The sequence below is a fragment of the Tsukamurella soli genome, assembly GCF_039541155.1.
GTDB classification, from domain to species: domain Bacteria; phylum Actinomycetota; class Actinomycetes; order Mycobacteriales; family Mycobacteriaceae; genus Tsukamurella; species Tsukamurella soli.
The window spans coordinates 14,094-40,384 of record NZ_BAABFR010000042.1 but is presented as its reverse complement, the minus strand read 5'-3'; the positions used below and the strand labels follow the sequence as shown (position 1 = coordinate 40,384).

The following is a 26,291-nucleotide window of genomic DNA, read 5'->3' as shown; positions in this document are numbered from 1 at the left end:
CGCGCTCGATGGTGTCGTGGAAGTTGGCGTTGCCACCGTCGACGCCCAGCGGGTGGCCGGCGGCGCTTGACGGGGGTGGATCGGTGCTCGGACGGGGCCGTTCGTCCCGGTCCTGCTCGGCCCGGCGCCCACGGGGCGGGGCGCCATTCCTGCAGGTCGCGGTGCCATCCCCGTCGGGTAGGGGCGCGCACCGGTAGGCGGTGGCATGCCCTGGGTCCTGGCGCCGCCCGTCGCGGGACCGAGCGTCGACCGCACGGACCGGCCGGCCACCGGCCTAGCGGGCGACGCCGCCACCGTCGACGCCGGGCGGGGGGCGACCTTGGGCGCCGCGCCAGGGAGCTGGGTGGTCGCCGCGCCCGCACCACGCAGGCCCGCGACGAAGTCTGCGCAGGTGGCATACCTGTCGGCGGGGTTCTTCGCCAGGACACGCGCGAACACCGCGTCGAGGTAGCCCGGCAGGTGCGGCGCTCGCTCGGTGATCGACGGTGCCGGCTTCGTGAGCTGGGCCGCAATCAGCGCGGTCATGGTGTCGTCGGTGAACGGGACACTGCCGGTGAGCAGCTCGAACGCGGAACAGCCGAGGGAGTAGACGTCGGTCCGGTTGTCGAGGGGGCGACCCTCGATGGCCTCCGGCGACATGTAGGCGACAGTGCCGATGGTGGTGCCGGTGGAGGTGAGCGACGTCGCCTCGCCCGCAGCCTTGGCGATGCCGAAGTCCGCCAGCTTGACCGCCGCGATGCGCCCGTCGTGGAACTCGACGAGGATGTTCGCGGGCTTCACGTCCCGGTGCGTGATGCCGTGCCGCTGGTAGGCATAGTCCAGGCCGTCGCCCGCGCCGGCCACGATCTCGGTGGCCAGCGGCAGCGGCATCGGCCCGTTGGCGGACAGCATGTGGCCCGCGTCCGGGCCGTCGACGTACTCCATCGTCAGCCACAGCCTGCCCTCGAACAGGCCGCGGTCGTAGAGGTGCACGATGTTCTGGTGCGACAGCGGCGCCAGCAGATCGGCCTCGCGCTGGAAGCGGGCCGCGAAGTCGTCATTGCGGCTCACGCGTACGTCCAGCAGCTTCAGCGCGTCCCGGCGCGGCAGGCGCGGGTGCTCCACGAGGTACACCTCACCCATACCGCCCACGCCGAGGCGGCGGATCACGTTATAGCCCGCGATCGTGCGTTCGGGCGGCTGCGCGTGTCGACTCATCCGCTCCATCTTCCGTGGTGCGCGCGGCGCGCGCCACCACCACCCGTGCGGTGTGAGCACGGGCGGGTGTGATTCGCCCGTCCGGACATCGGAACCGGCCGAAAAAGGGCGACGCCGAGGCGCCGTCCGGGATCAGTCGCGCCGGGTCTCGGGGTCCGACGGCCCGCCCCGCGACCCCTTGTGCGCCTCACGGAGCAGCACCTTGTTGCCGACGGTGACGGTGGCAACCATCAGCAGCCCCAGGTGGCGGAGCGCGAAGTAGTCCGCCAGGTCGGCGTCGGCGATGTCGTCGCCCGCGATATCGAGCCGGAAGCCCTGCGCCTGGAGTCCCCCACCGTTCACGAAGGTCACCTCCGCATCGAACTGCACCCGCCACTGCTCCGCCATCCCTCGAACCTACGGCCGCCCGGCGTGTGCGTCGATCGCCGCCGGTGCGCCTAACCGCCGGGTGTCGCGAACACGAACAGCGCCATGAACGCGATGTTGATGAAGAACGCCGCCTCCACCAGCCCCACGGTGATGAGGAACGGCGCGACCATCCGCTGCTGGGCCTCGGGCTGGCGGGCGATCCCGGCGATCAGCTGGGAACCCGCCATACCGTCGCCGATCCCGGCGCCGATCGCTCCTCCGGCGAGCGTGATCCCGCCCGCCACCATGGCTCCGGTGCGAACGATTCCGTTCACGAGTTGCGGGTCGACCGCCGTTGCGACTCCTTCGGATCGGATGTTCTATCGCCGCACCGCAGCAGGGCCGTCGAGTAGCCGCTCGACGGCCGAGACCACCTGCCCGGCACCGTCTTCGCGCGCGATGCACTGTGCGATCCGCTGCGCGCGCTCGCGGTAGCCGGGATCCGTGACGGCGGCGGTGATGGCCGCCGCGAGCGGACCGCTCGCCAGCCTGGGTCGGGGCAGCGTCGCGAGGCTCACGCCGAGGTCCCGAAGCCGACGAGCCCAGAACGGCTGGTCTCCACCGGGTGACGGGACCGCGACCGCCGGCACCCCCGCCCGCAGGCCCGCCGCAGTGGTGCCCGCCCCGCACGAATGCACCACGGCCGCAACGCGGGTGAACAGCCACTCGTGCGGAACCGGGCCGATCGTGAGGACGCCGTCACCGGTGACGGTCAGGCCGGCGCCCCCCGACTGCACGACGCCCCGCACCCCGGCCGCGGCAAGCGCGTCGCGCACCACCGCCATCAGGCGTTCGCGCTCGCGGTCGGGGATGACGAGACTGCCGAAGCCGACGAACACCGGAGACGGTCCATCGCTGAGGAAGCGCGTGAGTTCCTCGGGCGGAGACCAGGACTCGGGGGTGCGCTGCCACCAGTAGCCGACGGTGTCGAGCCCGCTGCGCCAGTCTGCCGGGCGAGGCACGACCGACGGCGAGACGCCGTGCAGGATAGGCCATTCGGCGGCCGTCCGGGCTTTTCGGAGCAACCGTGCAGAGCGCCTCGGCAGGCCGAGACGGGTACGGAAGGCGTCGACGGTGGCGCCGTACACCCGGTCGGCCGTCTGCGCCGCCGCCACGCCGGCCATCCGGTTTCCCATCCCGCCGCCACTCCACGCGCCGAGCAGGCTGGGCGGGAAATCCCTGGTGGCCGACAGCGGTTGCAGACGGAGTCCCAGACCGGGGATTCCACGGGCCTCCGCGAGCGGGTGGCCCGCGAGCTCGGCGAACGGAGTGAGCAGCAGGACGTCGGCGGGGACGTCGCCGATGGCGTCGAGCAGGTTGTGGCCGAGTCGCCGCATCCCGGCGGGTCTGACCAGCTGCAGCGCGATCCGGAGCGCGTCGTCCGTCGACGGGTCGAGGTCGGTGTCCAGCCCGGCATCGATGCCCCGGGCATCCAGCCCGCACTCCCGCACCTCGCCGTCGAGTTCGATGTTGGAGGTGAGGACCACCCGGTGGCCCGCCTCCTGCAGCCGGCACCCGACGTCGGTCAGCGGCATGATGTCGCCGCGCGAACCGAACGCGGCGATGACGATATCGGCCACGGAGCCCCCTCCTATCGGTGCCCGGCAGCGTGGGCGATGCCGAGTGGCACCGACCGACGGAGCTATCCGATCACATGATCAGACTATAGATCACTTGATCTAGAGCGTCCATCCCGCCTCAGCGCAGGTCGAGCGCCATGTGCACCAGGTCGTAGCCGGCGCCACTGGGCGAGCGATGCGTCTCCGCGAATCCGAAGCGCGCGTACAGCCGTAGGTTCGCCGCGCTTCGCTCCCCGGTGAACAGCCGCACCCGAGTGCCGGAGCCGGCGAGACCGGCGAGGGCGTGCCGCAGCAGCCGGCTCCCGAGCCCTCTCCCCTGCAGGTCTGGGGCCACCACCAGCCTGCCGAGGTCGACGATCGCACCGTCCGCGGTGGTGACAAGCCGTACCGCAGCGACCAGTCTGCCTGCGCGCGTGCGTAATCCGAACGCATCGAGCGCGTCCGATGCCAGCTCGGCGGTCAGCTGATCGAGCGTCTGCGTGAGCGGCGGCAGCGCGAGATCCCCGTGCGCCTGCGCCTCGGTCACGTATGCGGCGCGCTGCAGCGTCAGGAGTTCGCCGGCATCGGGCGGGCCCAGCGTGACCTGTTCCACCGGGCCGACGGTGCCGCTCACGTCGGCGTCGAATCGCGCTCGCCCCAGGTCCACGCGACCAGCGTACGACCGCACCCGGGCGCAGCCCAGCCGGGTCAGGACGGCACGGACGGTGCCGGCCTGGTCGCGTCGATATCGGTCCGCGCCAACATGTTCAGCGCCGATCCGGCGAGCTCGTCCTCGATCCCCGGCTGTCTCAGCAGGTGCGGGATCCGGACCGAGTCGTCGATGAGGATGGTGGCGATCCGCACGAGCAGCGCGACCTCCGCACGTCCGGCGTCGGGACGGCACGCCGTGACCCAGTGCGCCCACTCGGCCAGGTGATCGTTTCTGGCGCGGATGTACTGCTCGGCCTCCCCATCGGGAAGCTGCGACCATTCGGTGACGGCCACGGCCACCAGGTCGGGGCATTCCGCGGCGACGGACGTGTAGCCCTCGACGAGGCAGCGCAGGACCTGCAGCGGCGACCCATCACCGTCGGCCTGAACCGCACGGAACGTCTCGTGCGCGATCCATTCCTGGTAGCGCCGCGTGAGCGCCACGAGGATGTCCGACTTCGCGGAGAAGTATCGATACACGTTGGGGCCGGCGATTCCGGCGGCGGCACCGATCTCGTTGACCCCGACGGACTGGAACCCGTTGCGTCGAAACGCGTCCGCTGCGGTCGCCAACAGCTGCTCACGTCGGGAGACCAGGCGACTGCCGGCCCCGCCGCGGCTCCGGCGGGCACCGTCCCCGGTCGCCCGGAGCTCGACCGAGGGACCGACGGGCGTGGCGATCGCGGCACGGCAGGCGGCGACCAGCAGGCGGTCGTACGCCGGGCGGGCGATCACGGCGTCGTGATGACCCGGGCTGGACAGGATCGCCAGCGCCACCCATGCCCGGATCTCGGCCCGCACCTCCGACAACTCCGGGGCCGCCGCACGGATCGCGCGCGCGAGCTCCAACGCCATCCCGTTGAGCCGGGCGCGGACATCCTCCAAGTCGTCGTCGGCGAGGTGGCGTGCCTCGCGCTGCCACAGGACCGCGAAATGCGGGCTGTCGAGCGACGCCGCCGCCAGGCGCTCGAGCCGGGCCTGCAGCCCGTCGGTTCGATCCGCTCCGCCCGCAGCGTCGACCGCGTCGAGGAACCGGCTCTGGCTGGTCCGGATGATGTGCGAGAGCAGCGCCTGCTTGCTGGCGAAGTGTCGATAGACGGCGCGGGCCGTGATACCGGACGCGGCGGCGATGTCCTCCATCCGGACCGAGTCGAAGCCGCGCTCGGCGAACAGCGCTCCCGCGTTGCGGGCGATCGTCTGCCTACGGTCACGCGGCCGACGGACGGCGCCAGGCGTCGCACCGTCGGTGGCCGCCCGCGCACCGTCGACTACCGCCCCGGCTGCCGCGTCGTCATCGATCGTTCCCACGCACCTCGTCGATTCTAATGTCCGTCACGCGCCGTTCGTCGCGGTCGTACGACGCAACCGGCGCTTGAGGATCTTACCTGCACCGGACATCGGCAGGGCGTCGACGAAGTCGACGCTGCGCGGCGCCTTGTAGCCCGCGAGCAACGTCTTCACGTGTGCACGCAGCTCGTCGGCGGTCGCCGTGGCGCCCGGACGGAGCACCACCACGGCATGCACCCGTTCGCCGTACGTCTGGTCGGGCATCCCGACCACGGCGCACGACTCGACGGCCGGGTGGCCGTACAACGCCTTCTCCACCTCGGCCGAATACACGTTCTCGCCGCCGGTGACGATCATGTCCTTGATCCGATCGACCACGAACAGGTAGCCCTCGTCGTCGAGGTAGCCGGCGTCGCCGGTGTGCATCCAACCGTCGCGGAGCACCGCAGCGGTGGCCTCCGGCTGCTTCCAGTAGCCCAGCATCACGTGTCCGCCCCGACTGACGATCTCGCCCACCTCACCCAGGGGCATATCGACACCGTCGACGTCGACGACGCGGACCTCGCTGTGCGGTGCGGCGCGGCCCGCGGAGAAGCGGCGGCTGGTTCCGCTGCGGTGCGTCTCCGGGTCGAGCAGGGTCGCGACCGGCGAGAGCTCCGTCATCCCGTACGCCTGTCCGAGTTCGACGTCCGGGAACAGGCGCAGCGTGCGGTCCAGCACCTCGGGCGAGATGGGTGACGCCCCGTAGTTGAACCGCTTCAGGCTGGACAGGTCGTGGTCGCCGAAACTCGGGTGGTCGATCAGCATCTGGATCATGGTGGGCACCAGGAACAGATCGGTGACCCGATGCTCTTCCACCGTGTCGAGGACTCGCCTCGCGTCGAAGCCCGGCACGATCACATGGGTGTTCCCGGCGAGCGAGTGCGCCGCCCACAGGCACAGGTCCGCGAGGTGGAACATCGGCGCGGAGTGCAGGAACCTGCCGTTCGGTGTGGTCCAGAATCCGGTCGCCGCGCACCCCAGCGCAGAGGTGACCAGGTTGGCATGACTGAGCATCACACCCTTCGCACGTCCGGTGGTACCGCCGGTGTAGAACAGCGCGGCGAGGGCGTCCCCGGAGCGCCGCGCGTCCTCGACAGGCGCCGAATCTGCAAGCAGCGTCTCGTAATCGATCCACTGCTCGGGGTGGTCGCCCGAGCCGACGTGGATCACGTGCCGCAGCCCGGGACATCTCGCCTGGATGGCTACGCCGGTTTCGACGTACGCATCGTCGACGAGGAGGATCTCGACCTCCGAGTCGATGAGGCTGTCGACGACCTCGATCTCACTCCACCGGGTGTTCACGGGCACCAGCACCGCGTCCGCCCACGGGACGGCCATCAGGTACTCGAGATAGCTGTCGGAGTTCCGTCCCATCATCGCCACCCGGTCACCAGGCTGGACGCCCAGTGACCGGAGGCCGCCCGCCAGCCGCGCGACTCGCTCGACGTGCTCGCGGAACGTGCGCTGCCGAGCCCCGTCGATGGTCGCGGCCCGGTCGGGGTACTGCTGCAGCGCACGGTGCAGCGGTTGGGTCAGATACACGGGCGCCTCTCCGATCTCAGCGGGTGGCGCTGATCATCGTGGCGACGATGGTCGCCGGCCGATCGGTGCGGTTGCTCCACGCGTGCTTGGTTCCGCGCTGGACCAACGAGTCCCCCACCCGCAGCACCACTTCCGAGTCCTGCAGCACGGCGACCAGCTCGCCCTCCACCACGGTGCACACGTCCACCGTATCCGTCGCGTGCAGGCCGACGATCTCGCTGTCGCCCTGATGCGAGTCGGCGCCGCCGATCGCGCTCATCGCCTCCTCGTAGCCCCCCGACGCCTGCCATTCGGCGTCCGGCGGGAAGCTCACCATGCGCACCAGGACCCCGCCTTTCGGCGGGTCCAGGGCGACGGTGCCGTTCAGCGTGTCCGCCGCGTCGACGGCCGGTGGGACCGCATCCACCTGCCATACGTCGGCGACGCTGAACGTCGGGGTCGCGGCGCGGGTGGTGGTGTTCGCGTCGGCGACGACTGTCGAGCGCCCGTCCGCGGTCGAGCCGGTGGTGACCACGCGGGCCTGGTAGTTCTCGAGGCTGCTCATCTGTTCACTCTCCCTTGAATGTGTTGTGTGGGTGTCGGATACGGTTCGGTGGGTCGGTATCGGGAAGGTCGTTCCGTCAGACCATGAACATCCCGCCGTTGACGTTGAGCGTCTCGCCGGTGATGTAACTCGCCTTGTCCGAGACCAGGAACGAGGCGACCGCCGCGATCTCTGCGGCGGACGCGAACCGTCCCATCGGTACTGCCGACCGGATACCGTCGAGTTGCTCGGACGAGTACGCGCCGAGCATGGGGGTGTCGATCATGCCGGGCGCGATGGCGTTGACGCGCACTCCCTGCCGGGCGACCTGCGCGGCGAGGGTCATGGTGAGTCCGATGACACCCGAGTTGGAGGCCACGTAGTTCGGCGCGGTGAGCACCGACTTCGTGCGTCCGGACATCGAGGAGATGTTGACGATCGCGCCGCCGCCGTTCGCGACCATGATCGGGACCGCTGCCCGGCACGTGAGGAAGTCGCCGCGCAGCTTGACGCCGACCACGCGATCCCAGTCCTCGACGGTGATGTCGGTGATTCCGCCCAGCGAGATCAGCCCTGCGCAGTTGACGAGCGCACGCAGCCGACTGCGGCCCGGGTACCCGGTGATCGCCTCTGTGACGGCGTCGGCGTCGAGGAGATCCACGGCGATCGTGTCCACCTCGGCCCCCGACTCCACGAGACCCTCCGCAGCGGCGTCGAGCGTGGCCTTGTCGCGGTCGAGCAGAGTCACGGCGTATCCGTCGTCGGCAAGCGCCTTCGCGCACGCTGCGCCGAGCCCTCCGCCCGCGCCCGTAATGATTGCCAGGGGCGACTTCTCAGCCATCTTCACACCCGTCTGTCGTAGTTGTGATGCACGCCACCGTGCTCCCCAACAGACGATAGCGTCTATTGACATGTAGGGCAATGGTCGAGAGACTTGCAGTTGAGAGTCAACATATTGCGATATCAGTCAAAGACATATGGAGGACCGATGCCCGCTCACACCAGCCGGTCGGCGGACGCTGAACTGGCGGCGCTCCACGATCTGGCGAGCCGGTTCGCCGCGGCCGCGGGGACGCCGAACGTCGATCAGTGGCGCCGGCAGCAGCATGTGGACCGCGCCTTCTGGCTCGAGGCAGGCGAACTGGGCCTCCTGTGCTGCGGGGTGCCGGCCGCGGACGGTGGCGGAGGTGGCACCGTCGCACACGACTTCGCCGTGCTGGACGCCCTCGTGCGGGCTGGGCTGAGCCCGGCCCCGGTGCAGGTGCACAGCGTCGTGGTCGCGCACTACCTGGTCCGGTACGGCACCGACGAGCAGCGCGCCCGCTGGCTGCCCGAGATGGCCGCCGGCCGGATGATCGGCGCCCTGGCGATGACGGAGCCCGACACGGGCTCGGACGTACAGTCGTTGAGTACGAAGGCGGTTCGCGACGGCGACGACTACCTGATCACCGGCTCCAAGACGTTCATCACCAACGGCGCGTGCGCCGATCTCGTGATCGTCGCGGCGTCCACCGACCCCACCAAGCGCGGAAAGGGCCTGTCGCTGTTCGTCATCGAGACGGCCGACCGCCCGGGCTTCTCGGTCGGGCGAACCCTGCACAAGATGGGACAACACGATTCGGATACCGCCGAGCTCCACTTCGACCGGGTCCGGGTGCCCGCGTCGAACCGACTGGGCGATGAGGGGCGGGGCTTCGCGATGCTGATGGGGCAGCTGCCCGTCGAACGCCTGCTCGTGGGTGTCACCGCCACCGCCGCGATCGAACACGCCGTCCAGATCACGACTCGATATGTCAACGAGCGCAAGGCGTTCGGCAAGCCGCTGATCCAGCAGCAGCACATCCGGTTCGAACTCGCCGAGTGCGCGACCCACGCCCGGGTGGCGCGCGCGTTCCTCGACGACTGCGTCGCACGGCTGCTGGCGGGCGACCTCGACGACACCACCGTCTCCATGGCGAAGTGGTGGTTCTCCGACCTCGAGGGCCAGGTGGTCGACCGATGTCTGCAGCTGTTCGGCGGCTACGGCTATATGGACGAGTACCCGATCTCCCGGATGTACACCGCCGCTCGCGCGCAACGGATCTACGGCGGCACCAACGAGATCATGAAGGAGATCATCGGGCGAACGCTGGTCGACCGGTGACCTGACCCGACCGCGCAGCCACCCCGACCCGCCCGATCACGAATCCCACGACCGACGCAACGAGGACCCCATGGACGCAGGACACGAGCAGCGGATCCGCATCGAACACCCCGCGCCGCACATCACGCGGGTGGTGCTGGCCAGACCGCAGAAACGCAACGCCCAGGATCCGGCGCTGCTCTACCAGCTGGACGCGGCACTCGCGAGCGCCGCCGCCGACGATGACGCCCGGGTGATCGTCCTGGCTGCGGACGGGCCCGACTTCTCCTCCGGGCACGACCTCTCGGCGCCGTTCACGCTGCCGGGCGCACCGACGGCCACCGTCGGCGGCGGTTTCGACGCGCCCGGCGTCGAGGGGCATTACGCGTTCGAGTGTGAGGCGTTCCTCGGTCTGTGCCGACGGTGGCGGGAGATCCCCAAGCCGACCATCGCACAGGTCCAGGGCCGCGTGATCGCCGGCGGGCTGATGCTGGTGTGGCCCATGGATCTCGTGGTCGCCTCCACCGATGCGACGTTCTCGGACCCGGTCGCCGCGTTCGGCGTGAACGGCGTCGAGTACTTCGCCCATGCCTTCGAGATCGGCGCCCGCAAGGCGAAGGAACTGCTGTTCACGGGTACCCCCATCACCGCGGCGGAGGCGTGCTCGTACGGAATGGTCAACACCGTCGTACCGATCGCCGAATTAGAGTCGGCCACAATGGAGTTGGCCGAACGTATCGCCTCCCGGCCCCCGTTCGGCATTCGACTGGCGAAGACCTCGGTCAACCGATCACAGGACGCCCAGGGACTGCAGCAGGCGATGGACACCGCGTTCGCCCTCCATCACGTGGGCCACGCCAACAACCTGGCGCGTCACGGCGCGCTGATCGACCCGGCCGGCGTGCCGCTGGTCAGGGGCCGGTGATGCGGCTCGAGGGTGCCTCGGCCCTCGTGACCGGGGCGGCTTCCGGCCTCGGTGAGTCGACCGCGCGGCGGCTGGCGGCGGCCGGCGCCCACGTCGTGATCGTCGACCGGGACGCCGGTGGCGAGGCTGTGGCCGAGAGCCTCGGCGGCAGCTTCGCCGCGGGCAGCGTCACCGACTCGGCGGCGGTGCAGCGCGCCGTCGACACCGCCTCCGCGGCCGGGCCGCTGCGAGTGGCGGTGAACTGCGCCGGCATCGGGGCGTCCGGTCGGATCGTCGACCGTGCCGGGCGGCCACACGACTACGACGCGTTCCGCCTCGCGATCGACGTGAATCTGGGCGGCACCTTCAACGTCCTCCGGGTCGCCGCAGCCGCGATGGCCGCCACCGAGCCGACCGAGAGCGGGGAGCGCGGCGTGGTCGTCAACACGGCGTCGATCGCCGGATACGAGGGTCAGGCGGGGGCGGTCGCCTACGCCACCTCGAAGGCCGGCGTGATCGGGATGACCTTGGCGGCCGCCCGCGACCTCGCCACCCACGCCGTGCGTGTCGTCACCGTCGCCCCGGGGCTCTTCTCGACCCCGCTCGTGAGCACCGTCCCCGAACCGACGCGGGACGTCCTCACCGACCAGATCGCGTTCCCGCCGCGATTCGGCCATCCCGACGAGTTCGCCGACCTCGTGATGGCGATCGTGGCGAATCCGTACCTCAACGGCGAGACGATCCGCCTGGACGCAGGGCTCCGCATGACGAAGAAGTGAGCCCGACCCGTCGGGATTCGATGATGCGGCGTGGTGGGCGTCGTCAGGTCCCGAGGAGCGCCTGAGCAGCGTGCACTCGAGTCGCAGCCGGGCGGACACCTGACCGCCGGCCACGCCTGAGACGCCGGGCGGGCGGCTCCGGTACCGCTGGGTTCCCCCGGGGCCGCCGACGCCACTAGAGTCCAGCGGCCGTCACCCCGCAGGGCTGGGATGCGACTGGTCTTCGAATCGGGCGAGTGACCGACTCCCCGGTGCGGGCACACGGTTCCGGATAGAGTCACTCCAGTTCTCAGGTTCGATGGGCTATCACTTCGAGCCGCAGGAAGAGCTGAAGGAAGATCTGAAAGGTCCCCATGAGGAAGTTCGCAGACCGTCGCGTTGTCGGTGTGGTCACCGCGATCGCCACCGTGTCGATCGCCACCGGCTGCAGCAGCCACGCCGTCACCGATGTCGCGGCGACGGCGAGCAGTGCCCCCACCAGCACGTCGGCCGCAGCAACCCCCCGTACCTCGACGCCCACGCGCCCCTCGGGCTCGCGCACCACCGTGCGCCCGGCCGCCTCGCGGACGGTCGTGCCCGCCGCCGGCTCTGTCACCCTGACGGGGGTCGGGGGCCGCGACGTGACCCTCACCGGTCCCATCGCCGCCCGATACGCCGCGGCGACGCCGGCGGAGAAGAAGCTTCTCGGCCTGGTGTTGACGGGCGATCACAACGGAGGCACGCGCGCCAGCGGTGTGGTGTTCCAGCAGTTCGAGGGCGGTGTGATCAGCGCGCGGAACGCCGATGCCGGCACGCCCGCATACTTGACCTGGGGCAAGATCCGCGACGCGTGGAACGTCGAACGCAACGCTGCGGGCGATCCGGTCACCGTCGGCGGTACCAACGGTTCCGCCGGCCCGCTCGGACCCGTCACCAGTGAAGAGACCACCACGGGTGTGGTGATGCAGACCACTTTCGAGCACGGCAAGGTCACCTACAACACCCAGACTCATCAGGTCCAGGTGACGGTGAACGGAAGGATCGTGCCGGCCGGCCTGTAGTGATCACGGCGACGCCGATACCTGCCGGTCCTTCACAGCGGGAAAGGCCGGTGACGAGTGTCGGCGCCCCTGTTGCCGCCGGCCGGCCGGAGGGCAGTGCGACTGTCGGGTAGGTGCCGCTTGCCCCGCCCCGCGCCAGGTAGTTGTCCGACGGCGAGCCGCCGCGATCGGGGGGCAAGCACCAGCCGAAGGGCCCTGATGCTCGATACCGCCCACCGAGCCCCACCGACGGCTACCGAACGGGTCGCGGATCATCTACTACGCGCGACCGCCGGAACCCCGATCACCAGTAGGGACACCACCGCGAAGAGTCCGGTCGTCGAGGCCGGTCCCAGCCCGAGCCCGTGGTGCGGAGCACTGACCAGGAACGCGCAGCCCGTGCCGAGCGGTCGGGTGAGGACGAACCCGCACCAGAACGTGGCTGCGGACACCCATGCAGTGCGCCGGTACGCGAATGCGAGGCCTCCGACCGCGCCGGCCCACAGTAGGACCTGCACCCCAGGGCACGTGATCAACAAGGGCGGCGTCATGTGCGTCACGGCGGTGCCGACCGCACCCGCTGCGAGCGCACACGCCCAGAAGCAGCGCTCCCGAGCGGCGGAGTCGACGCGACGCAGCGAGACGGTTCCGGCCGTGGCCTGCCACCCGACCACGAGCGCTACCAGGATCAGCATCCAGACCATCGCAACGATGGGGTACGACATCCCAAGAACGTGGGGGCCGTTCGCCGCCTCCGTTCCCGCGACGCCGACGGCGAGCATCGCCACCCAGAACCGCCACGGTCGGTATTGCGCCGCTCGCAGCTGCACGACCAGCGCCGTCGCCAGCGCCAGGACGATGCCCGCGGTGGTCACCACCCTGCCGAGATGGTCGAACAGGTAGTCCGGCCAGAACACGCACGCCGCGGTGAACATGGTCCTGATCACCCAGAACCGCGCGGTGATCTCCGGGACCCTGGTCACACCATCCCCTCCAGCCACACGCGCCCGACCGGGTCGGCCGTGTGCACCCACCCCATCGAGGCGCGATGGAAGGTCGCCGTGTAGGCCATCCGGCCGACACCCCACCCGCTTCCGGTGATAACTCCTACGACCTCCACCGCGGTGGCCCGGCTACCGCCTCGCCGCGTCTTGCTCGACAAGCTCGACTCTGTCCGCGGGAATCGCTCCGGGGAAGTAGCAGAACCCCTCCAGCGAAGTCACCAAGGTACCCGCCTCTACTCCGCGGACCCGCCACACATCGACCGGCCCTCCAGTGCTGTTCAAGTCGACGAAGAACCTCCACCCGGCTTCTCCGCGAGCCAGGAAGCAACCCTCCCTCTCGGGCTGACGGCTACCGGCGATCCCGCGGGCAGCACCCATCCGCCGCGGATCGAGGCCATGTGTCGCTATCGACTCTCGGTTCGTCGAGGAGCTCACGTGGTACCACCCTGTTTCGTCGGCCATCTCACCCTCCCGTTGCGAGGATCCCAACGTACGGCGCCGTGCCCTCCCTGCGCGTGCTCCCCACAGGGGCGCGCCTGGCACTCCAGAACACCACGCCCCGGCGAACCGACACGACGCACCGGATACCATCGGGCCTGCCGCCGTCCCGGTCGGCCCCTACATCGGCCGCGCCACGTCACGGCGCTTCACATGCACATCTCATCTCGGCAGGCAGTGTCCCCTCCCCCTCGGTGAACACGCACCGCCCACGCCCACCCCGCCATGGCTGGATGGGTCAAACGGGGTAGGTGATGCCGGTCAGTTCCTCGGAGATGGTCCAGAGCCGCCGCTGGTCCTGGGCGTCGTGGGACTTCTTGCTGGACGTTACGAGCCTGGGATAGCCGCGCATACGGGCGATGCCGTCCGGTCCATAGAACTGGCCGCCTTCCGCCTGAGGGTCGGTGGCGGCCCGCAGGGACGGCAGGGCACCGTGCTCAGCGTCCTGGGCGACCAATGGGACGATGACCTTGTCGAACAACGCCCGCACCAGGGGATCGGCGTTGCGGAACAGGTCGGTCGCGGAGCCCCCAGGGTGCGCGGCGAGGGAGATCGTGGGGGCGTTCGCCGCGGCCAGTCGGCGCTGCAGCTCGTAGGCGAACAGCAGGTTGGCGAGCTTGGACCGCCCGTACGCGCCCGGCCTGCTGTACTTCCGTCTCGACTGCAGGTCGTCGAAGTCGATGGAGGCCCGGCGGTGGGCCTCGCTGCTGACGGTGACGATGCGCGAGCCCTGCACCAGGAGGATGCGGTCGAGCAACAGGCCGGTGAGGGCGAAATGGCCGAGGTGATTGGTGCCCAGCTGCAGCTCGAATCCGTCCGCGGTGGTGGATTCAGGCGTCCACATCACACCGGCGTTGTTGACCAGCAGATCGATGCGGTCATAGCGGGCGCGCAGTTCGCGGGCCGCCGTGCGGATCGAGTCGAGCGAGCTCAGGTCGAGCTGCTGCACCGTGACCGCGGCACCCGGTGACTCGGCGGTGATCCCGGCGGCTGCTTCCTCGCCTTTTTCAAGATCGCGCACCGCGAGCACGACGTGCGCACCGTGCGCGGCGAGTGCGGCGGCGGTCTGGAAACCGAGGCCGGCGTTGGCACCCGTGATGACGGCGGTCCGTCCGGTCTGGTCGGGAATGTCGGATGCGGTCCAGTCGGCCTTGCTCATGGAGGCTAATGTAGACGGAGGCAACAATGCTGTCAATGCCAACATTGTTGTACGGTAACGCTATGGCGTATCACCACGGGAACCTGCGGTCCGAGCTGCTGGCCCGCGCCGAACTGGTCCTGGCCGACGGCGGCGTCGAAGCGCTCTCGCTGCGCTCGCTGGCGCGGGACATCGGGGTCTCGCACGCGGCACCCGCCCGGCACTTCCCCGATCGGCAGGCGCTGCTCGACGCGCTCGCGGTCGAGGGCTTCGCACGGCTGGGCACCACACTGACGGCGGCCTCGTCCGGCAGCGAGGCGTTCGAGGACCGGCTGACCAGGACTGCACTCGACTACGTCCGGTTCGCCACCGACCACCCCGCACTGCTGGACGTGATGTACACCCGCAAGAGCCGCGGTCCGTCAGCCGACGTACGCGCCGCCTCCGACGCGTGCGCGGCGATCCTGCTCGCCCTCCTCACAGACAGCGATGCGGCGATCGACGATCCGGAACGATTCGGCGTGATCCTGCTCGCCTCCCTGCAGGGCATCGCCACACTGGCCGCCAGCAACACACTGTCCCCGGCACACGAGCCCGACCGTCTCGCCGCCGACACGGTCCGGCGTCTCCTGCGCGGCTCACGCACACGCTGAGCGGCCCGCACCCAGCCCTGATCCACCGGACGCACCAGGTGAAGGATCGGTTCCCGAAGTCGCCCCATGCCAGCCACCTCGCTTGAGTAAGGGCACGCGACCCGCCCCCAGCCGCCCGCGTATTGTCACTGGCGAAGCTCACATTCTGCATCGCGGCCTAGCCTTGGAGGCCGAGCACCCTGGTGTGCACGTCTGAAGCCGCGAGTGCGACGAACTGGTGTGGATCGAGGAGCCGGGTGATGGGATCAGCTGACGACGTGGATCTGTCCGTACCGAGTGTCGCGCGGGTCTACGACTACTTCCTGGGTGGTGCGCACAACTTCCCGGTGGACCGGGAGATGGCCCGGCAGGTGATCGCCGCGCAGCCCGATGTGATGCGGATCGTTGCGCAGAACCGGCTGTTCCTGCAGCGTGCGGTCCGGTTCCTCGGCCAGCAGGGGATCCGACAGTTCCTCGACATCGGTTCGGGGATCCCTACGGTCGGGGCGACGCACGAAGTTGCCCGCGCCGCCGGACCCGGCAGCAGGGTCGTGTACGTCGACCTGGACCCGGTCGCGCTCGCGCACAGCGCGACCGTGCTGGACGGGCAGAGCGACGCGATCATCATCGACCGGGATCTACGGCGCCCGGGCGAGTTGCTCGCCGACCCCGAGCTGCACCGGCTGCTGGACCTGGACCAACCGATCGCGATCCTGGTGCTCTCGCTGGCTCATTTCCTGTCGGACACGGACCAGCCGGCGACCATCTTCTCGACGTTGCGTGACGCGTGCGCCCCGGGGAGCTATCTGGCTGTCTCGGCGGCGAGCAGGGACGACAACGAGACGGTAGCGGCCGAGGTCGAGGGCGTCTACGCCCGCACCGCGGAGCCGATGTACTTCCGCACCCGCGACGAGTTCGCCTCGCTGTACTTCCCCGGCTACGACCTCGTCGAACCGGGGCTGGTGCGGGTGCCGCTGTGGCGTCCCGCCTCGCCGGCGGACACCGGCACCGACCCCGAGCACTTCCCGGGATACGCGGGGGTAGGTCGTCTGGCGGGCGCCGTTCGGTGACCGGCGGGCAGCCGCCGGCCCCGCAGTTCGATCCCGAGGCCACGGCCCTGGCGTGGGCGATGGCGGTCACCGAGACCGGCTACACCGGTACCGGCGTGAGCGGGCACCTGGAGCCGCTGCGCCTGCTGCTGACCGTTCTGCACGAACAGTGGCACGCCAACGCGCCGGACGTGGACCGGATCGCCGCCGTCGGTAAGGAACTCGTCGCCCGGGGGTGCACCACCCCGGAAGCACTGGCACGGACCCTCGACGTGATCTCCCACGCTTTCGGAGCGAGGTGCGACTGCGCTCCCCGGCCCGGCCCGGCGGCACCTGCACGACTCGCGGTTGTGCTGTCCGGAGTCGCGACCGGATTCACGCAGGCACTGCGGGATCGCATCCTGGCAGAGCAGTCCGACATCCACGCCGCCGTCGACGCCGCCCGTCGACGTGCGGTCTCGGCCTACCACCTGTCGGAGGACCGCTTCCGCACCGTGTTCACACAGTCCCCGATCGGCATCGTCATCACCGATGACGGCGGCGTCGTCACCGACAGCAACCCCGCCGCCGAGGTCATGTTCGGATTCGCGGCCCCGGGGCTGCGCGGGCAGGCCGTCGCACGGTTCTTCGTCGACACGCGGCACACCCGCGACGGTGCCGTGCCCGGCGCCGATACCGACTCCGCCGCTGTCGCGGACGGCGAGCACGAACTCCGCGCCGAGGACGGCCGGACCTGGTGGGCCGATGTCCTGGTCCGCGAGGTCGACTCCCCGGCAGCCGACGGGCACCACATGTACCTACTGACCGACGTGACAGAAGCCAGACACCGACGGCAGCGCCTCGAATACGAGGCCACCCACGACACGCTGACCGGACTCGCCAACCGCGCCCACGCCTACCGCCATCTGAAACAGGCTGTCGCCGCCGAATCACATCAGCGGGGTCGCGGAGCTGTTGTCCACCTCCTGTACGTGGACCTCGACGACTTCAAACGCATCAACGACACCCACGGACACCGCGTCGGCGACCGTATCCTGCAGGTCACCGCCGACCGCCTCCGCGCCATCACGGGCGCCGAGGACATCGTGGCGCGCATCGGCGGCGACGAGTTCCTCATCATCACGACGACCGATCGGCTCGATTCCCTCGCCCGACGGGTCGACGAGGTGCTGCACGAACCCGTCGATATCGACGGCGCCGAACTGCGCGTGGCCGCGAGCACCGGCACCACCGTGGGGCATCCCTCCGACTCCCGCGACATCGAGAGCATGCTCCACACCGCCGACCTCGCCATGTACGCCACGAAGAGGCGGCGCCGAGGCGGCACACAGCCGCGAACCTGAACACTGAGCGATCGGCTCAGTCGGTGGGCTCAGCCAGTGAGGTACGACCGCTCCCGGGCCGGCAGTGCCGCTATGTCCGGCGGCAGAGTCGACACGTCGTCGACGTCCTGATCCTGCTCGTCGCACACATCGGCTCGAACGCGGCGAGCTGGTGTCGTATCGACCATCACCGAGGCGGAACGTCCCAGCCGGAGCCGGCTCGGGTCACCCCGATACGGCGGGCTTCCGCGCCCTGATGAAGATCTGCGCAGCCAGGAACCTGCTCGCCGGCGTGCGACTAAGCGCACGGATGACGGCCAGCCGCCGCCGCGATGACGTCCAGTAGCTGTGTTGCACGGTCTCGATCGTCAGTCCCGCGCTGTCCACGAGAGCACGCGCATCCGCCTCGGTGAACCACCGCAGGTGCGTTGCATCGAAGATCCCCTGGTCATCGCGAGGCCAGCTGCCGCCCACGACCACACGCTTGAGCGCCGGCCAGTACAGCACGTTCGGCACACTGATGACCACGCAGCCACCCGGAGCGAGCAGCGTCGCGACGTCCCGCATCACGCTCCACGGGTCGACCATATGCTCCAGTGCATCGGCCGCGATCACGCAGTCGAACGGAGCCTGCAGAGGCGCAGGGCCGCCGAGGAACTCCTCGGCCGTCGCGCAAGCGACATGGTCGAGACGCGTCCGCGCCTCCGCCGCGTACGTCTCATCAGGCTCCACGCCGACGACACTGGCCGGCTGTCGGGCTTTGAGTGCCGCGCCCAACGAACCTGTGGAACACCCGAACTCCAACATGTTCCTGGCATCGATCGGAACGAGCGCCTGGACGTCGCCGCGCGGAGTTTCATAACCGTGCTCACGACTGACTCGCAGGACACTCGAATTCGGAATACAGCGAAAGTACAGGAAAAATTGTCCCGAAAGGGCCCGATTCAGGCGTATCGGAGTCATCCCGTCTGCCGCCCCGAACGCACTCAGGCCGCGAACAGCCGCCGCAACGCTCCGACATCGTCGAGCACATCTGGGCCACATCGAGCCACAATGGCGCCACCTCCACGCCGGGGCGGTGACGACCCGCTCCGACCGCGTGGCAGACAAGCCCCTGTCGTCCCGACACGACCGGCTGCGCAAGTGACCGCGAGCCGCATGCCGCAGCCGGCCGCGTGCCCGGTACCGGCGCGCCGGGCACCGCGGTGGCGGACCGGAAGAGTTCGACACCATACATCCATTCCTGGCATGAAGCACGCTCCCCGGGCCTCGAACCACAGCGCAATACCATGGCCGCCAGTCAGTTTCACGCTTCGGGGCCGAACGTCGGTGAGTAGCTGATATACCCACAGGGTTGTTCTAGGGGCTCGCGCGCAGCCCTCGATTCCTTCGACGGAGGACTCCGATACGACTGTTCCGGTGGCGTGGACGAATACGATCGCGCAGCGCTTCTCGCGGCCCATCACGGTCCTCACGCTCGGCGACAGCCGGGCGAACGGATGGCGGAACACCCCCGACGTCGGCGTCACCGACCGCAACCAGCTGTTCGGAGATCGCGTCGCCCAACTGTTGCGCGCGCATCTCGGGCTCCCCACCGGGGGCCGGGGCTGGATCCCGATGAGTCTCGACGGCTACTCGGTGGACGGCACCGGTGGATGCGATTACCCGCTGCCCACACAGGACGGGAACGTGGTGGTGCCCGACTGGGCCGAATCATGGGCGAACGTCCCCGGCGCCCACAGTCTGCTGCTCGACGACGACCCGATCCGGATCCCGATCGGAGCGGGCTGCACAAGCGTCGAGTTCTACGGCGTCAACACCAACCCCGGCGGCTGGACCGTGACGATGACCGGCGAATCCACCGGCACAGCGACCGTGACGAACGCCGACTCGCCGTACATCAACATCTCCAGCGGCAGTCTCGCCGCCCCCGGCAGCTGGGTCGAACTGCAGTGCACAACCCTTCCCACCGGGAACGACTGCGTCGCCTTGGGATGCATCGAATACGCAGGGGACGAGGACTTCGGGATCCGTCCCCTGACCTGGGGGGTGGCCGGAATCACCGCCGTATCCGCCCAGAGCTGGGTCGGCGACACCATCAACAGCAAGCTCTACGACGCACTCGGCGGTGTGGACCTGGTGATAGTCGAACTGGGCGCCAACGACGCCGCCGACGACAGCACACCGGCCGACGTCACCGCTGCGATCACCAACATGACGGGGGCAGCGCCGCTGTCGGTCGTACTGACGGCGCCCCCGGCCAAATACACCGACGAAGACGACCTGCCCGAATGGTCGACGATCAACGAGGCGATCGCGGCAGCCGACTACACGTGGCTGGTGGACCTGGCCGCACGCGGCCAGTTCGCCGACGCCATCATCGAGGCGCTTCCCAGCTGACCCCGAGCGTCGCCCTGTCCGGCGACGGCGCACGAGACCGGAAGGTCGTCAGCAACACGAAGACGCCAGGCCAGGGTCGACGCACCCGCCCGCCGTCACGCGTCGCACACCTGCGGCGCAGCCAGGAATCCCTGCCCACCGTCCTCGTGCAGCGGTAGGCAGTCGAGGCAGTTGTTCCACACCCCGAACTCATGCGCTCGCAGCACCTCGCGCCCGACGTCGTCGGTCATGATCCCGACGCCGTACCTCTCGCGCTCGCACCACACCTGGATCTCACCGCCTCGCCGCACATACCCCACCAGGTCGGCCTGCGTCGTCCACACCGGTACCTCCGTCGGCACACGGGACGGAACCCATGCGTAGGCGACGGAGAACCAGGGCGTGACGGGCCGACTGCTTGACACCATCCTCGCGACTAGTTCGATCACGAGACGGGAGGTTACGACGCGGGGACGCTCCGGGCGCGCCAACCGGTGACGGCCGCGGCGGTATGCCCAGACCTGTCATCTGAACGAACCAAATACGTGGGCATCGTGGACGTTTCCGCGGCACCCCCGGTGCGTAACGGTTCGGTACCGACAATATCTATGAGTGGCGCGGGCTGGAGTGCGCGCCCGCGACTACGTACGGGCGACGACCGGTGGCACACGCCGGCGTTGTTGCTTCAGCAGCCGCGCACCTCGTGGTCATAGCCGACGTCGTGGAGATACCAGACGCCGTCAGCCGACGCGAGTTGCACGGTGACCTCCCACGCTACGGGCGCCTGTGTGGTGTCCACGGCCAGCACGTGCAGGTAGCGGGTGGAGGTGGAGCAGACGCCGCTGGTCGCCGTGCACCACGGCCGGGTCTTCTATGTCAAGAGCCGGTCCGCGGGCCTGGATCGGGGTGTAGGTGGCCATGGCCAGCCAGATGGCACCGGTGAACCGGGTGGTTAGCCGGCGAGCCGCAGGCGGTGAGCACGAGCGGGAGGACGAGCCCGACGATGAGCGCTGTGGCGACTCGCTTCATGGTTCCCCATGTCTACAAAGCGGTTCGGTGAGGCGAGCCCGGCATCCGGGTCAGCTTCCCGGTGACCGCACGATGGTCACCCCCCAGGCGGCTGAGCGCCGGCACGACGTAGGTCGCGACTGCGGCGCCGGAGTCGTTGTCCCCGCTGAGCACTCCGTTCACGCAGATCCCGCCCGCATCGACGGCCGCGAACACCGGCGCTCCACCGTCTCCCTTCTCGACCGACGGATCGTCCCACCGGATCGTGGAGGTGTCGACAGCGGTCAGCGGACCGCAACTGATGCCGCTGTGCGCCCCGTACAGGCAGATCGGTTTCCGACGGGGAGCCTCGCCGTTGGTGCCGGCGATCGGCTCGGTCTCCGCTCCCGTGCCGGCTGTTGCAGCAGGGACCGCGGCGAGGTTCAGGGGCAGCACACACCCTCGACAGGCCGCGGTCATTCGCTGGTGAGCTCGCGTAGAGCTTGAACGTGCCCGCGGTACGCCTCGGTGCCCGTGTCGGTCAGCCGGACCCACAGGCGACGCGAGTCGAGCTTGTCAGGACGGGTGCTCACGTAACCGGCCTCGGCCAAACGGGCGACGTGCTTGCTCAACGTGGGCGGGCTCACCTCCAGCGCCTTCGCGAGCAGGTCGAACCGCACCTCCTCAGCCACCGTCAGCGCCGCGCACAGCATCAAGCGCTGGCGAGGGTGGATGAGGTCATCGAACGCCGACTCGGGTGCGCTCATCGCCGCCCACGCGGAAGACGGTCGAGGATCCAGTCATAGCCCCCGGGGATCGCCAGGTATCCGACCACGAGGACCACGAACGTCAGCCCGACACACAGCGAAGTCCCGGGCGTGACGAGATGGCGCACCACCCCGGCGAGAACGGGCGCGATCAACCCGATGACGATCGCCTTCGTCGGGTGCGCGTATCCGGAGGTCCGCAAGGCTCCCCGCCGACTGAGGCCGACTATGAGCACGACGAACAGACACACCAGCACGGCGTCCACGATCCAGCCGGACGTGTTCCCGGATCGTCCCTCGTTGTCGATCATCGCGAACGCGCCCGACACCACCACGATGACGGTGTAGCGGACCCAGGTCGGATTCAGGACCCGGCGCGTCGCCCGCCGGGCCGCGGCGATGTCGGCGAGAGTGCCCTCAGGCTCGTTCGTTTCCATACCGGCAACATATCTGTTCGTTGCCAGCACGGCAACGAACAGGGCGACTCATCCCCCAGGACCCACATCCGCTGCGCCGACCCACGCGAACGAGTGAGCGCGAAGGCGCGGTCGCCAGGAGGTCTTCGTTCACTTCAGAAGCCCGTAGTGCGCCGATCACATGATCGAGCTACAGATACCGACTCGTCCGCGACCTCCCGAACCGTAACGGTTCTCGGCCCCGACGTCTTCACGCGCGCAGCTCCGTCGTCGGCTAGGTGCGCGTGTCGGTCACGGCGGGGCATCATCCGGCTCAGCCGCCAACGCGCGGCCGCCGTCGACCTCCAGTCTGTCGCGCCCGTTCCGTTTGGCCTCGTAGAGGGCGCGGTCGGCACGTTCCACGAGATGTTCGACGGCGACGTCCGGATCGCTCACGACGGCATCGGCCGGCCACACCGCGAGCCCGGCCGATGCGGTGATCGGGCCCGCCGCCCCGCCGAGGTCGGGATCCGGGCCGGTGACCGCGGCGCGGATCACCTCCGCGAGGCCGACGCCGCCGGCAGGCAGGATCACCGCGAACTCCTCTCCACCGAGGCGTGCAGCGACGCCGGCGCACGCGTCGGCCGCACGCGCCAGCTGCGCACCGACTGCGCGGAGGCAGTCATCGCCCGCGAGGTGACCGAACCGGTCGTTGTAGTCCTTGAAGCGGTCGACGTCGAGTAACACCAGTGCAGCCCCGCGGCCGGCGGCCAGTTCGTCGCGGAGCGCGGCGATGAACGAGCGCCGGTTGGGCATCAGGGTCAGCGGGTCGGTCAGGCTCAGCGCGGCGAGTTGCCGCGACCTACTCCAGTCCAGACGGCGAGACCGCTCCAGCTGGTAGGCGAAACGGACGGAGACGGACGCCATCACGATCGCGGTGAGGATCGCCAGGAACTCGTTTCCCGTCATCCGGACGGTCGCCACCTCGCACACGACGACCGCCGCCGTCAACGCTGCCATCGAGGGGACCAACAGGCTGCAGGCGATCCGCACGACACACAGGCTCAGCAACACCGACACCGGCATCAGAAACGGGACCAGGTTCAACCCCCGCGGGGTCTCGATCGCCCGCTCGAACATCTGAGCAGTGAGGATGACCGCCACGCAGCCGACGTATACCGGTGACGACCAGCGGTACACGCGCGACCACGAGGCCGCGATCAAGGCGACCGTCGCCGCGGGCATCAACCCGACGCCCAGGATCAACCGACCGACGGTGACCGCCCCGGGAGGGACCTCGAGCAACGGTTGCTGGAAGGCGAAGATCGCCGCGCAGACCACCAGCAAGCCGACCATGATGAGGCGCCGCACCCGGCGTCCCTGGACCTCGAACGCCCTGCGGAAGCGGGTCTCGTCGTCGCGTCGCTGGAAGCGCAGCCCCCAGATTGTGGCATGCAATGCCGGCCCGTCGGCATCGGGAGCCGTCGCGATCGACGTCGTCGACCCGCGCAGGTCGGCGGCGGTCACCACCGTGCGATCGTGCACGATCATGTCTCGGCCCGACGCCTTCGCCCGGTACAGCGCCTGGTCGGCCCGATCGACGAGCGCACGGATCACCCCAGGCCACAGGTCCGGCGACAGCGAGGCCGGAGCACGCAGTTCGGCCGTCCCCGCCGACACGGTCACCACGCCCGCGCCCCCCGACCGGGTGATCCCCAGCCGACCGACCGCGCCGCGCAACTGCTCCGCACGGTCACGAGCCGCCTCGGGGTCCACTCCCCGCCACAGCACCGCGAACTCCTCGCCCGCGTACCGGGCCGCGAACTCATGCGCGCCGTCGAGTTCATCGCGCAGGACGGTGCCGATCGCGCGTAGGCAGGCATCACCGGCCGGGTGACCGAACTGGTCGTTGAAGGCCTTGAACTCATCCACGTCAAGGATCGCGATCACGAGCGGAGCCCGCGCCGCCGGCGAGCCGAGCACGTCGATCAGGGTCTGCTCCAAGTGTCGCCGGTTGGGGAGACCGGTCAGCCCGTCCTGCCTCGTCAGTTCGTCCAGCTCACGTTGTCGCAGCCACGCAGCGCGGCTGCTGTTCTCCAACTCGTGCGCCGACGCCAGAGACACACAGACGATACCGACCGAGGCTGTCAGATCGAACAGCGCCGAACTCGTCACCGCCAGCAGGGTCAGCTCGGCGACCATGATCCCCGACAGACCCAGCAGGATCGCCGGTACCAGCAGGGCGAAGCGGATCTGCGCCACGATCAGACTCATGAGGATGCATACCGGCACGATGATCGGCAGAGCATCGATCCCATGCCGCAGGCTGACGATGCGTACCGTCATCATGCACGCGACGTCGAGGTACGCCGCGATGATGAACATCGCCGCCGACCACCGCCGCATCGGACTCTGCGCGCCGCTCAACCACCGCAACACCACCGGGATCCCCACCCCGACCAGTAGCAGCGGAGTCCACGCCAGCAACGCGCCGGGAACGTCGAGGAAGTACGTGTGGAAGATCAGGACGACCGCCACCCCGACCAGCATCACGATCCACAGCTCTGAACGCAGGCCCCGGCCCTCGCGATCGAACGCGAAGGAGAACTCCCGCCCGAGATCCCCACCGCGGCTCCGCATCGCGCGAACGACGAACCGCGTCGGCACGCGATATCGCCACCCGTCGCCCGACCGCGCCGGCGCCGGATCACTCCCCACGGCGCCAACTATAAGGCCGCCACCGGCCCCGTTCTCTCCAGACTCCCGGGCTCAGGCCGCATCCACGGCGACGGTCGGTCCTCGCGCTACCACGCGACGGTCCGCACCTGTCCCCGGTCCGGGTCCATCGCCGTCGCCCTCCCCGCCGTGGTCCACCCACTGAGCGGCAGCACCCCTCCATCCCACCCGCGCCCCGAGCGCGTCCGCCGACAACGCCGCCCCGGCCGCCGGCCACTCCCCCGCGGAGTGCACCGCCTTCGGTGGTCCATGCCGCGCAGGATCGCAGGCGGGTCGGACATGTCGTTGCCGCAGCCGCGGGATGCGGTACCTGATCGGCTGGGCGAGCGGTTCGAGCGCGACGGCATCGGGCTGGTCTCGATCACCGAGCAGATCGACACCAGCACCGCAGCGGGGCGGTTCGGTAGCCGGCCGCCCGCGCTCACCAAGGAGCAGCGTCGGCACGCCCAGCTGCTGCGCGCTGGGAAGGTGTCGGTGGACGCGATCACCGCGAGTCGCGGATGCTCGCGGACGACGGTGCACCGGGCACTGGAGGGATCGGCGTAACACCGGGCGAGGACAACTGCCCGCTGAGCAGCACCGATGGCCCGATCGGACGCTGCGTGTTCCGTCAACGTCTCAGCCGGTTACGAGCCCGGCGATGCGGCTGATGAGCGTGCGGAGCATCGCTGGGCGGTCGAGTGGGCCGAGCCGGAGGTAGTCCGCGCGCGCCGGCTTGGCGAGCGTGGCGACGCCGTGCAGGGAAGCCCAGAGCAGCCACGCATCGATGTGGGGATCGGTGCTCGTGCTGACACCCGCTTCGACGCATTCCTGGATCGTGCTTTCCACCACGGTGAAGGTGTCCACCGCGTTGGCTGCATAGCCGGTCGCTGCGAACATCAGCCGGTAGCGCGCCTTGTGGTCCCAGCCGAACTGAACGTAGGCACGCCCCGCAGCCATGAGGGCGTCGCGGGGCGTGTCCTCGGCGTCGATCGCAGACTGCACCGCGTCGCGGAGTTCGTCGAAGCTTCGCGCGAGGACGGCCTCGATGAGCGTCGCTAACTCGGCGAAGTGCGGGTAGATCGAGGGTGCGCTGATGCCGGCTCGGCGTGCAATGCCCCGGAGGGTGAGCGCGGCGGCGTCCTCGGTCTCGTCGATGAGAACGACTGCGGCATCGAGGATCTCCTCACGGAGGCGCACCCCGTTCCCGCGCCGATTGCGTACCCGCTCGGTCGGCTTCGCCGCCGAGGTCTTTACAGCCGAAGGCTCACCATCTATAGTCATACGTGTGTTAGTTTACACAGGTTAGCCG

General features: G+C 69.5%; 28 protein-coding genes. 9 read left to right on the top strand and 19 right to left on the bottom strand.

The genetic code is table 11. From position 1 onward, the window contains the following. The 9 genes from ABD908_RS14390 to ABD908_RS14350 all read right to left on the bottom strand — a co-directional run. Positions 1-1,197 (bottom strand): serine/threonine-protein kinase (locus tag ABD908_RS14390; RefSeq protein ID WP_344996986.1); only part of this gene is annotated, 1,197 nt, incomplete at its 3' end. A 132-nt stretch (positions 1,198-1,329) separates the two neighbouring features. Next, the gene (locus ABD908_RS14385) at positions 1,330-1,584 is read right to left on the bottom strand and encodes a hypothetical protein (protein WP_344996983.1); all 255 of its coding nucleotides are present in this window, start codon (positions 1,582-1,584) and stop codon (positions 1,330-1,332) included. 50 nt (positions 1,585-1,634) lie between these two features. Continuing rightward, positions 1,635-1,880 carry a F0F1 ATP synthase subunit C gene (locus ABD908_RS14380; RefSeq protein WP_344996980.1) on the bottom strand — a complete coding sequence of 82 codons (246 nt, stop codon included), beginning with the start codon at positions 1,878-1,880 and terminating at the stop codon, positions 1,635-1,637. 45 nt (positions 1,881-1,925) lie between these two features. Further along, positions 1,926-3,185, bottom strand: coding sequence for a glycosyltransferase (locus ABD908_RS14375; RefSeq protein ID WP_344996977.1), 1,260 nt, complete (start codon positions 3,183-3,185; stop codon positions 1,926-1,928). A 118-nt stretch (positions 3,186-3,303) separates the two neighbouring features. Further along, a complete protein-coding gene (locus ABD908_RS14370) occupies positions 3,304-3,831 on the bottom strand; it encodes a GNAT family N-acetyltransferase (protein ID WP_344996974.1) in 528 nt (175 codons plus the stop codon). A gap of 41 nt (positions 3,832-3,872) precedes the next feature. After that, positions 3,873-5,183, bottom strand: coding sequence for a TetR/AcrR family transcriptional regulator (locus ABD908_RS14365; protein ID WP_344996971.1), 1,311 nt, complete (start codon positions 5,181-5,183; stop codon positions 3,873-3,875). A 24-nt stretch (positions 5,184-5,207) separates the two neighbouring features. Then, the gene (locus tag ABD908_RS14360) at positions 5,208-6,746 is read right to left on the bottom strand and encodes a long-chain-fatty-acid--CoA ligase (RefSeq protein ID WP_344996968.1); all 1,539 of its coding nucleotides are present in this window, start codon (positions 6,744-6,746) and stop codon (positions 5,208-5,210) included. A gap of 16 nt (positions 6,747-6,762) precedes the next feature. Continuing rightward, positions 6,763-7,290 carry a cupin domain-containing protein gene (locus ABD908_RS14355; RefSeq protein WP_344996965.1) on the bottom strand — a complete coding sequence of 176 codons (528 nt, stop codon included), beginning with the start codon at positions 7,288-7,290 and terminating at the stop codon, positions 6,763-6,765. A gap of 76 nt (positions 7,291-7,366) precedes the next feature. Further along, positions 7,367-8,110, bottom strand: coding sequence for an SDR family NAD(P)-dependent oxidoreductase (locus ABD908_RS14350; protein ID WP_344996962.1), 744 nt, complete (start codon positions 8,108-8,110; stop codon positions 7,367-7,369). 147 nt (positions 8,111-8,257) lie between these two features. Between ABD908_RS14350 and ABD908_RS14345 the strand changes: the two genes are divergently transcribed. The 3 genes from ABD908_RS14345 to ABD908_RS14335 all read left to right on the top strand — a co-directional run bounded on the left by ABD908_RS14345 (position 8,258) and on the right by ABD908_RS14335 (position 11,074). Further along, the gene (locus ABD908_RS14345) at positions 8,258-9,412 is read left to right on the top strand and encodes an acyl-CoA dehydrogenase family protein (RefSeq protein WP_344996959.1); all 1,155 of its coding nucleotides are present in this window, start codon (positions 8,258-8,260) and stop codon (positions 9,410-9,412) included. A 70-nt stretch (positions 9,413-9,482) separates the two neighbouring features. Continuing rightward, entirely contained in the window at positions 9,483-10,316 is an 834-nt protein-coding gene (locus ABD908_RS14340; RefSeq protein WP_344996956.1) for an enoyl-CoA hydratase, read from the top strand. Beyond that, complete coding sequence (locus ABD908_RS14335) at positions 10,316-11,074, top strand: SDR family NAD(P)-dependent oxidoreductase (protein WP_344996953.1); 759 nt, start codon at positions 10,316-10,318, stop codon at positions 11,072-11,074. Before ABD908_RS14340 ends, ABD908_RS14335 begins: the two co-directional genes overlap by 1 nt. Positions 11,075-11,363: 289 nt before the next feature. Here the strand turns inward: ABD908_RS14335 and ABD908_RS14330 are convergent, their stop codons facing one another. Continuing rightward, positions 11,364-11,669: a hypothetical protein gene (locus ABD908_RS14330; RefSeq protein ID WP_344996950.1), complete on the bottom strand. Its 306-nt coding sequence runs from the start codon at positions 11,667-11,669 to the stop codon at positions 11,364-11,366. Between the two features lie 25 nt (positions 11,670-11,694). On the opposite strand from ABD908_RS14330, the gene ABD908_RS14325 reads away from it, so the two are divergent. Next, positions 11,695-12,114 (top strand): LGFP repeat-containing protein, encoded by a 420-nt coding sequence (locus tag ABD908_RS14325; RefSeq protein ID WP_344996947.1) that lies wholly within the window; start codon positions 11,695-11,697, stop codon positions 12,112-12,114. 251 nt (positions 12,115-12,365) lie between these two features. Here the strand turns inward: ABD908_RS14325 and ABD908_RS14320 are convergent, their stop codons facing one another. Continuing rightward, a complete protein-coding gene (locus tag ABD908_RS14320) occupies positions 12,366-13,076 on the bottom strand; it encodes a COG4705 family protein (RefSeq protein ID WP_344996946.1) in 711 nt (236 codons plus the stop codon). Positions 13,077-13,833: 757 nt separating this feature from the next. Continuing rightward, positions 13,834-14,754, bottom strand: coding sequence for an SDR family NAD(P)-dependent oxidoreductase (locus ABD908_RS14315; RefSeq protein ID WP_344996943.1), 921 nt, complete (start codon positions 14,752-14,754; stop codon positions 13,834-13,836). A 62-nt stretch (positions 14,755-14,816) separates the two neighbouring features. Here ABD908_RS14315 and ABD908_RS14310 point away from each other — a divergent pair, with 62 nt between their 5' ends. The 3 genes from ABD908_RS14310 to ABD908_RS14300 all read left to right on the top strand — a co-directional run bounded on the left by ABD908_RS14310 (position 14,817) and on the right by ABD908_RS14300 (position 17,757). Further along, positions 14,817-15,386, top strand: coding sequence for a TetR/AcrR family transcriptional regulator (locus ABD908_RS14310; RefSeq protein ID WP_344996940.1), 570 nt, complete (start codon positions 14,817-14,819; stop codon positions 15,384-15,386). 239 nt (positions 15,387-15,625) lie between these two features. After that, positions 15,626-16,435: an SAM-dependent methyltransferase gene (locus ABD908_RS14305; RefSeq protein ID WP_344996937.1), complete on the top strand. Its 810-nt coding sequence runs from the start codon at positions 15,626-15,628 to the stop codon at positions 16,433-16,435. After that, entirely contained in the window at positions 16,432-17,757 is a 1,326-nt protein-coding gene (locus tag ABD908_RS14300) for a diguanylate cyclase domain-containing protein (RefSeq protein ID WP_344996934.1), read from the top strand. Before ABD908_RS14305 ends, ABD908_RS14300 begins: the two co-directional genes overlap by 4 nt. Positions 17,758-17,961: 204 nt before the next feature. Here ABD908_RS14300 and ABD908_RS14295 read toward each other — a convergent pair whose 3' ends face one another. After that, on the bottom strand, positions 17,962-18,699 hold the full coding sequence (locus ABD908_RS14295; protein WP_344996931.1) for a class I SAM-dependent methyltransferase: 738 nt from the start codon (positions 18,697-18,699) through the stop codon (positions 17,962-17,964). A 456-nt stretch (positions 18,700-19,155) separates the two neighbouring features. On the opposite strand from ABD908_RS14295, the gene ABD908_RS14290 reads away from it, so the two are divergent. Further along, on the top strand, positions 19,156-20,136 hold the full coding sequence (locus ABD908_RS14290; protein WP_344996928.1) for a hypothetical protein: 981 nt from the start codon (positions 19,156-19,158) through the stop codon (positions 20,134-20,136). A 95-nt stretch (positions 20,137-20,231) separates the two neighbouring features. On the opposite strand, the gene ABD908_RS14285 is transcribed toward ABD908_RS14290, so the two are convergent. The 5 genes from ABD908_RS14285 to ABD908_RS14265 all read right to left on the bottom strand — a co-directional run bounded on the left by ABD908_RS14285 (position 20,232) and on the right by ABD908_RS14265 (position 24,982). Further along, complete coding sequence (locus ABD908_RS14285; protein ID WP_344996925.1) at positions 20,232-20,564, bottom strand: hypothetical protein; 333 nt, start codon at positions 20,562-20,564, stop codon at positions 20,232-20,234. Positions 20,565-21,156: 592 nt separating this feature from the next. Next, positions 21,157-21,558 (bottom strand): chymotrypsin family serine protease, encoded by a 402-nt coding sequence (locus ABD908_RS14280; protein ID WP_344996922.1) that lies wholly within the window; start codon positions 21,556-21,558, stop codon positions 21,157-21,159. A gap of 20 nt (positions 21,559-21,578) precedes the next feature. Next, the gene (locus ABD908_RS14275) at positions 21,579-21,869 is read right to left on the bottom strand and encodes a transcriptional regulator (RefSeq protein ID WP_344996919.1); all 291 of its coding nucleotides are present in this window, start codon (positions 21,867-21,869) and stop codon (positions 21,579-21,581) included. Then, on the bottom strand, positions 21,866-22,306 hold the full coding sequence (locus ABD908_RS14270; protein WP_344996917.1) for a hypothetical protein: 441 nt from the start codon (positions 22,304-22,306) through the stop codon (positions 21,866-21,868). Before ABD908_RS14270 ends, ABD908_RS14275 begins: the two co-directional genes overlap by 4 nt. A gap of 270 nt (positions 22,307-22,576) precedes the next feature. Continuing rightward, positions 22,577-24,982 (bottom strand): GGDEF domain-containing protein, encoded by a 2,406-nt coding sequence (locus tag ABD908_RS14265; protein WP_344996915.1) that lies wholly within the window; start codon positions 24,980-24,982, stop codon positions 22,577-22,579. 297 nt (positions 24,983-25,279) lie between these two features. Here ABD908_RS14265 and ABD908_RS14260 point away from each other — a divergent pair, with 297 nt between their 5' ends. Continuing rightward, the gene (locus ABD908_RS14260; protein WP_344996912.1) at positions 25,280-25,546 is read left to right on the top strand and encodes a hypothetical protein; all 267 of its coding nucleotides are present in this window, start codon (positions 25,280-25,282) and stop codon (positions 25,544-25,546) included. 72 nt (positions 25,547-25,618) lie between these two features. On the opposite strand, the gene ABD908_RS14255 is transcribed toward ABD908_RS14260, so the two are convergent. Beyond that, a complete protein-coding gene (locus ABD908_RS14255; protein ID WP_344996909.1) occupies positions 25,619-26,263 on the bottom strand; it encodes a TetR/AcrR family transcriptional regulator in 645 nt (214 codons plus the stop codon). Positions 26,264-26,291 lie beyond the last annotated feature (28 nt).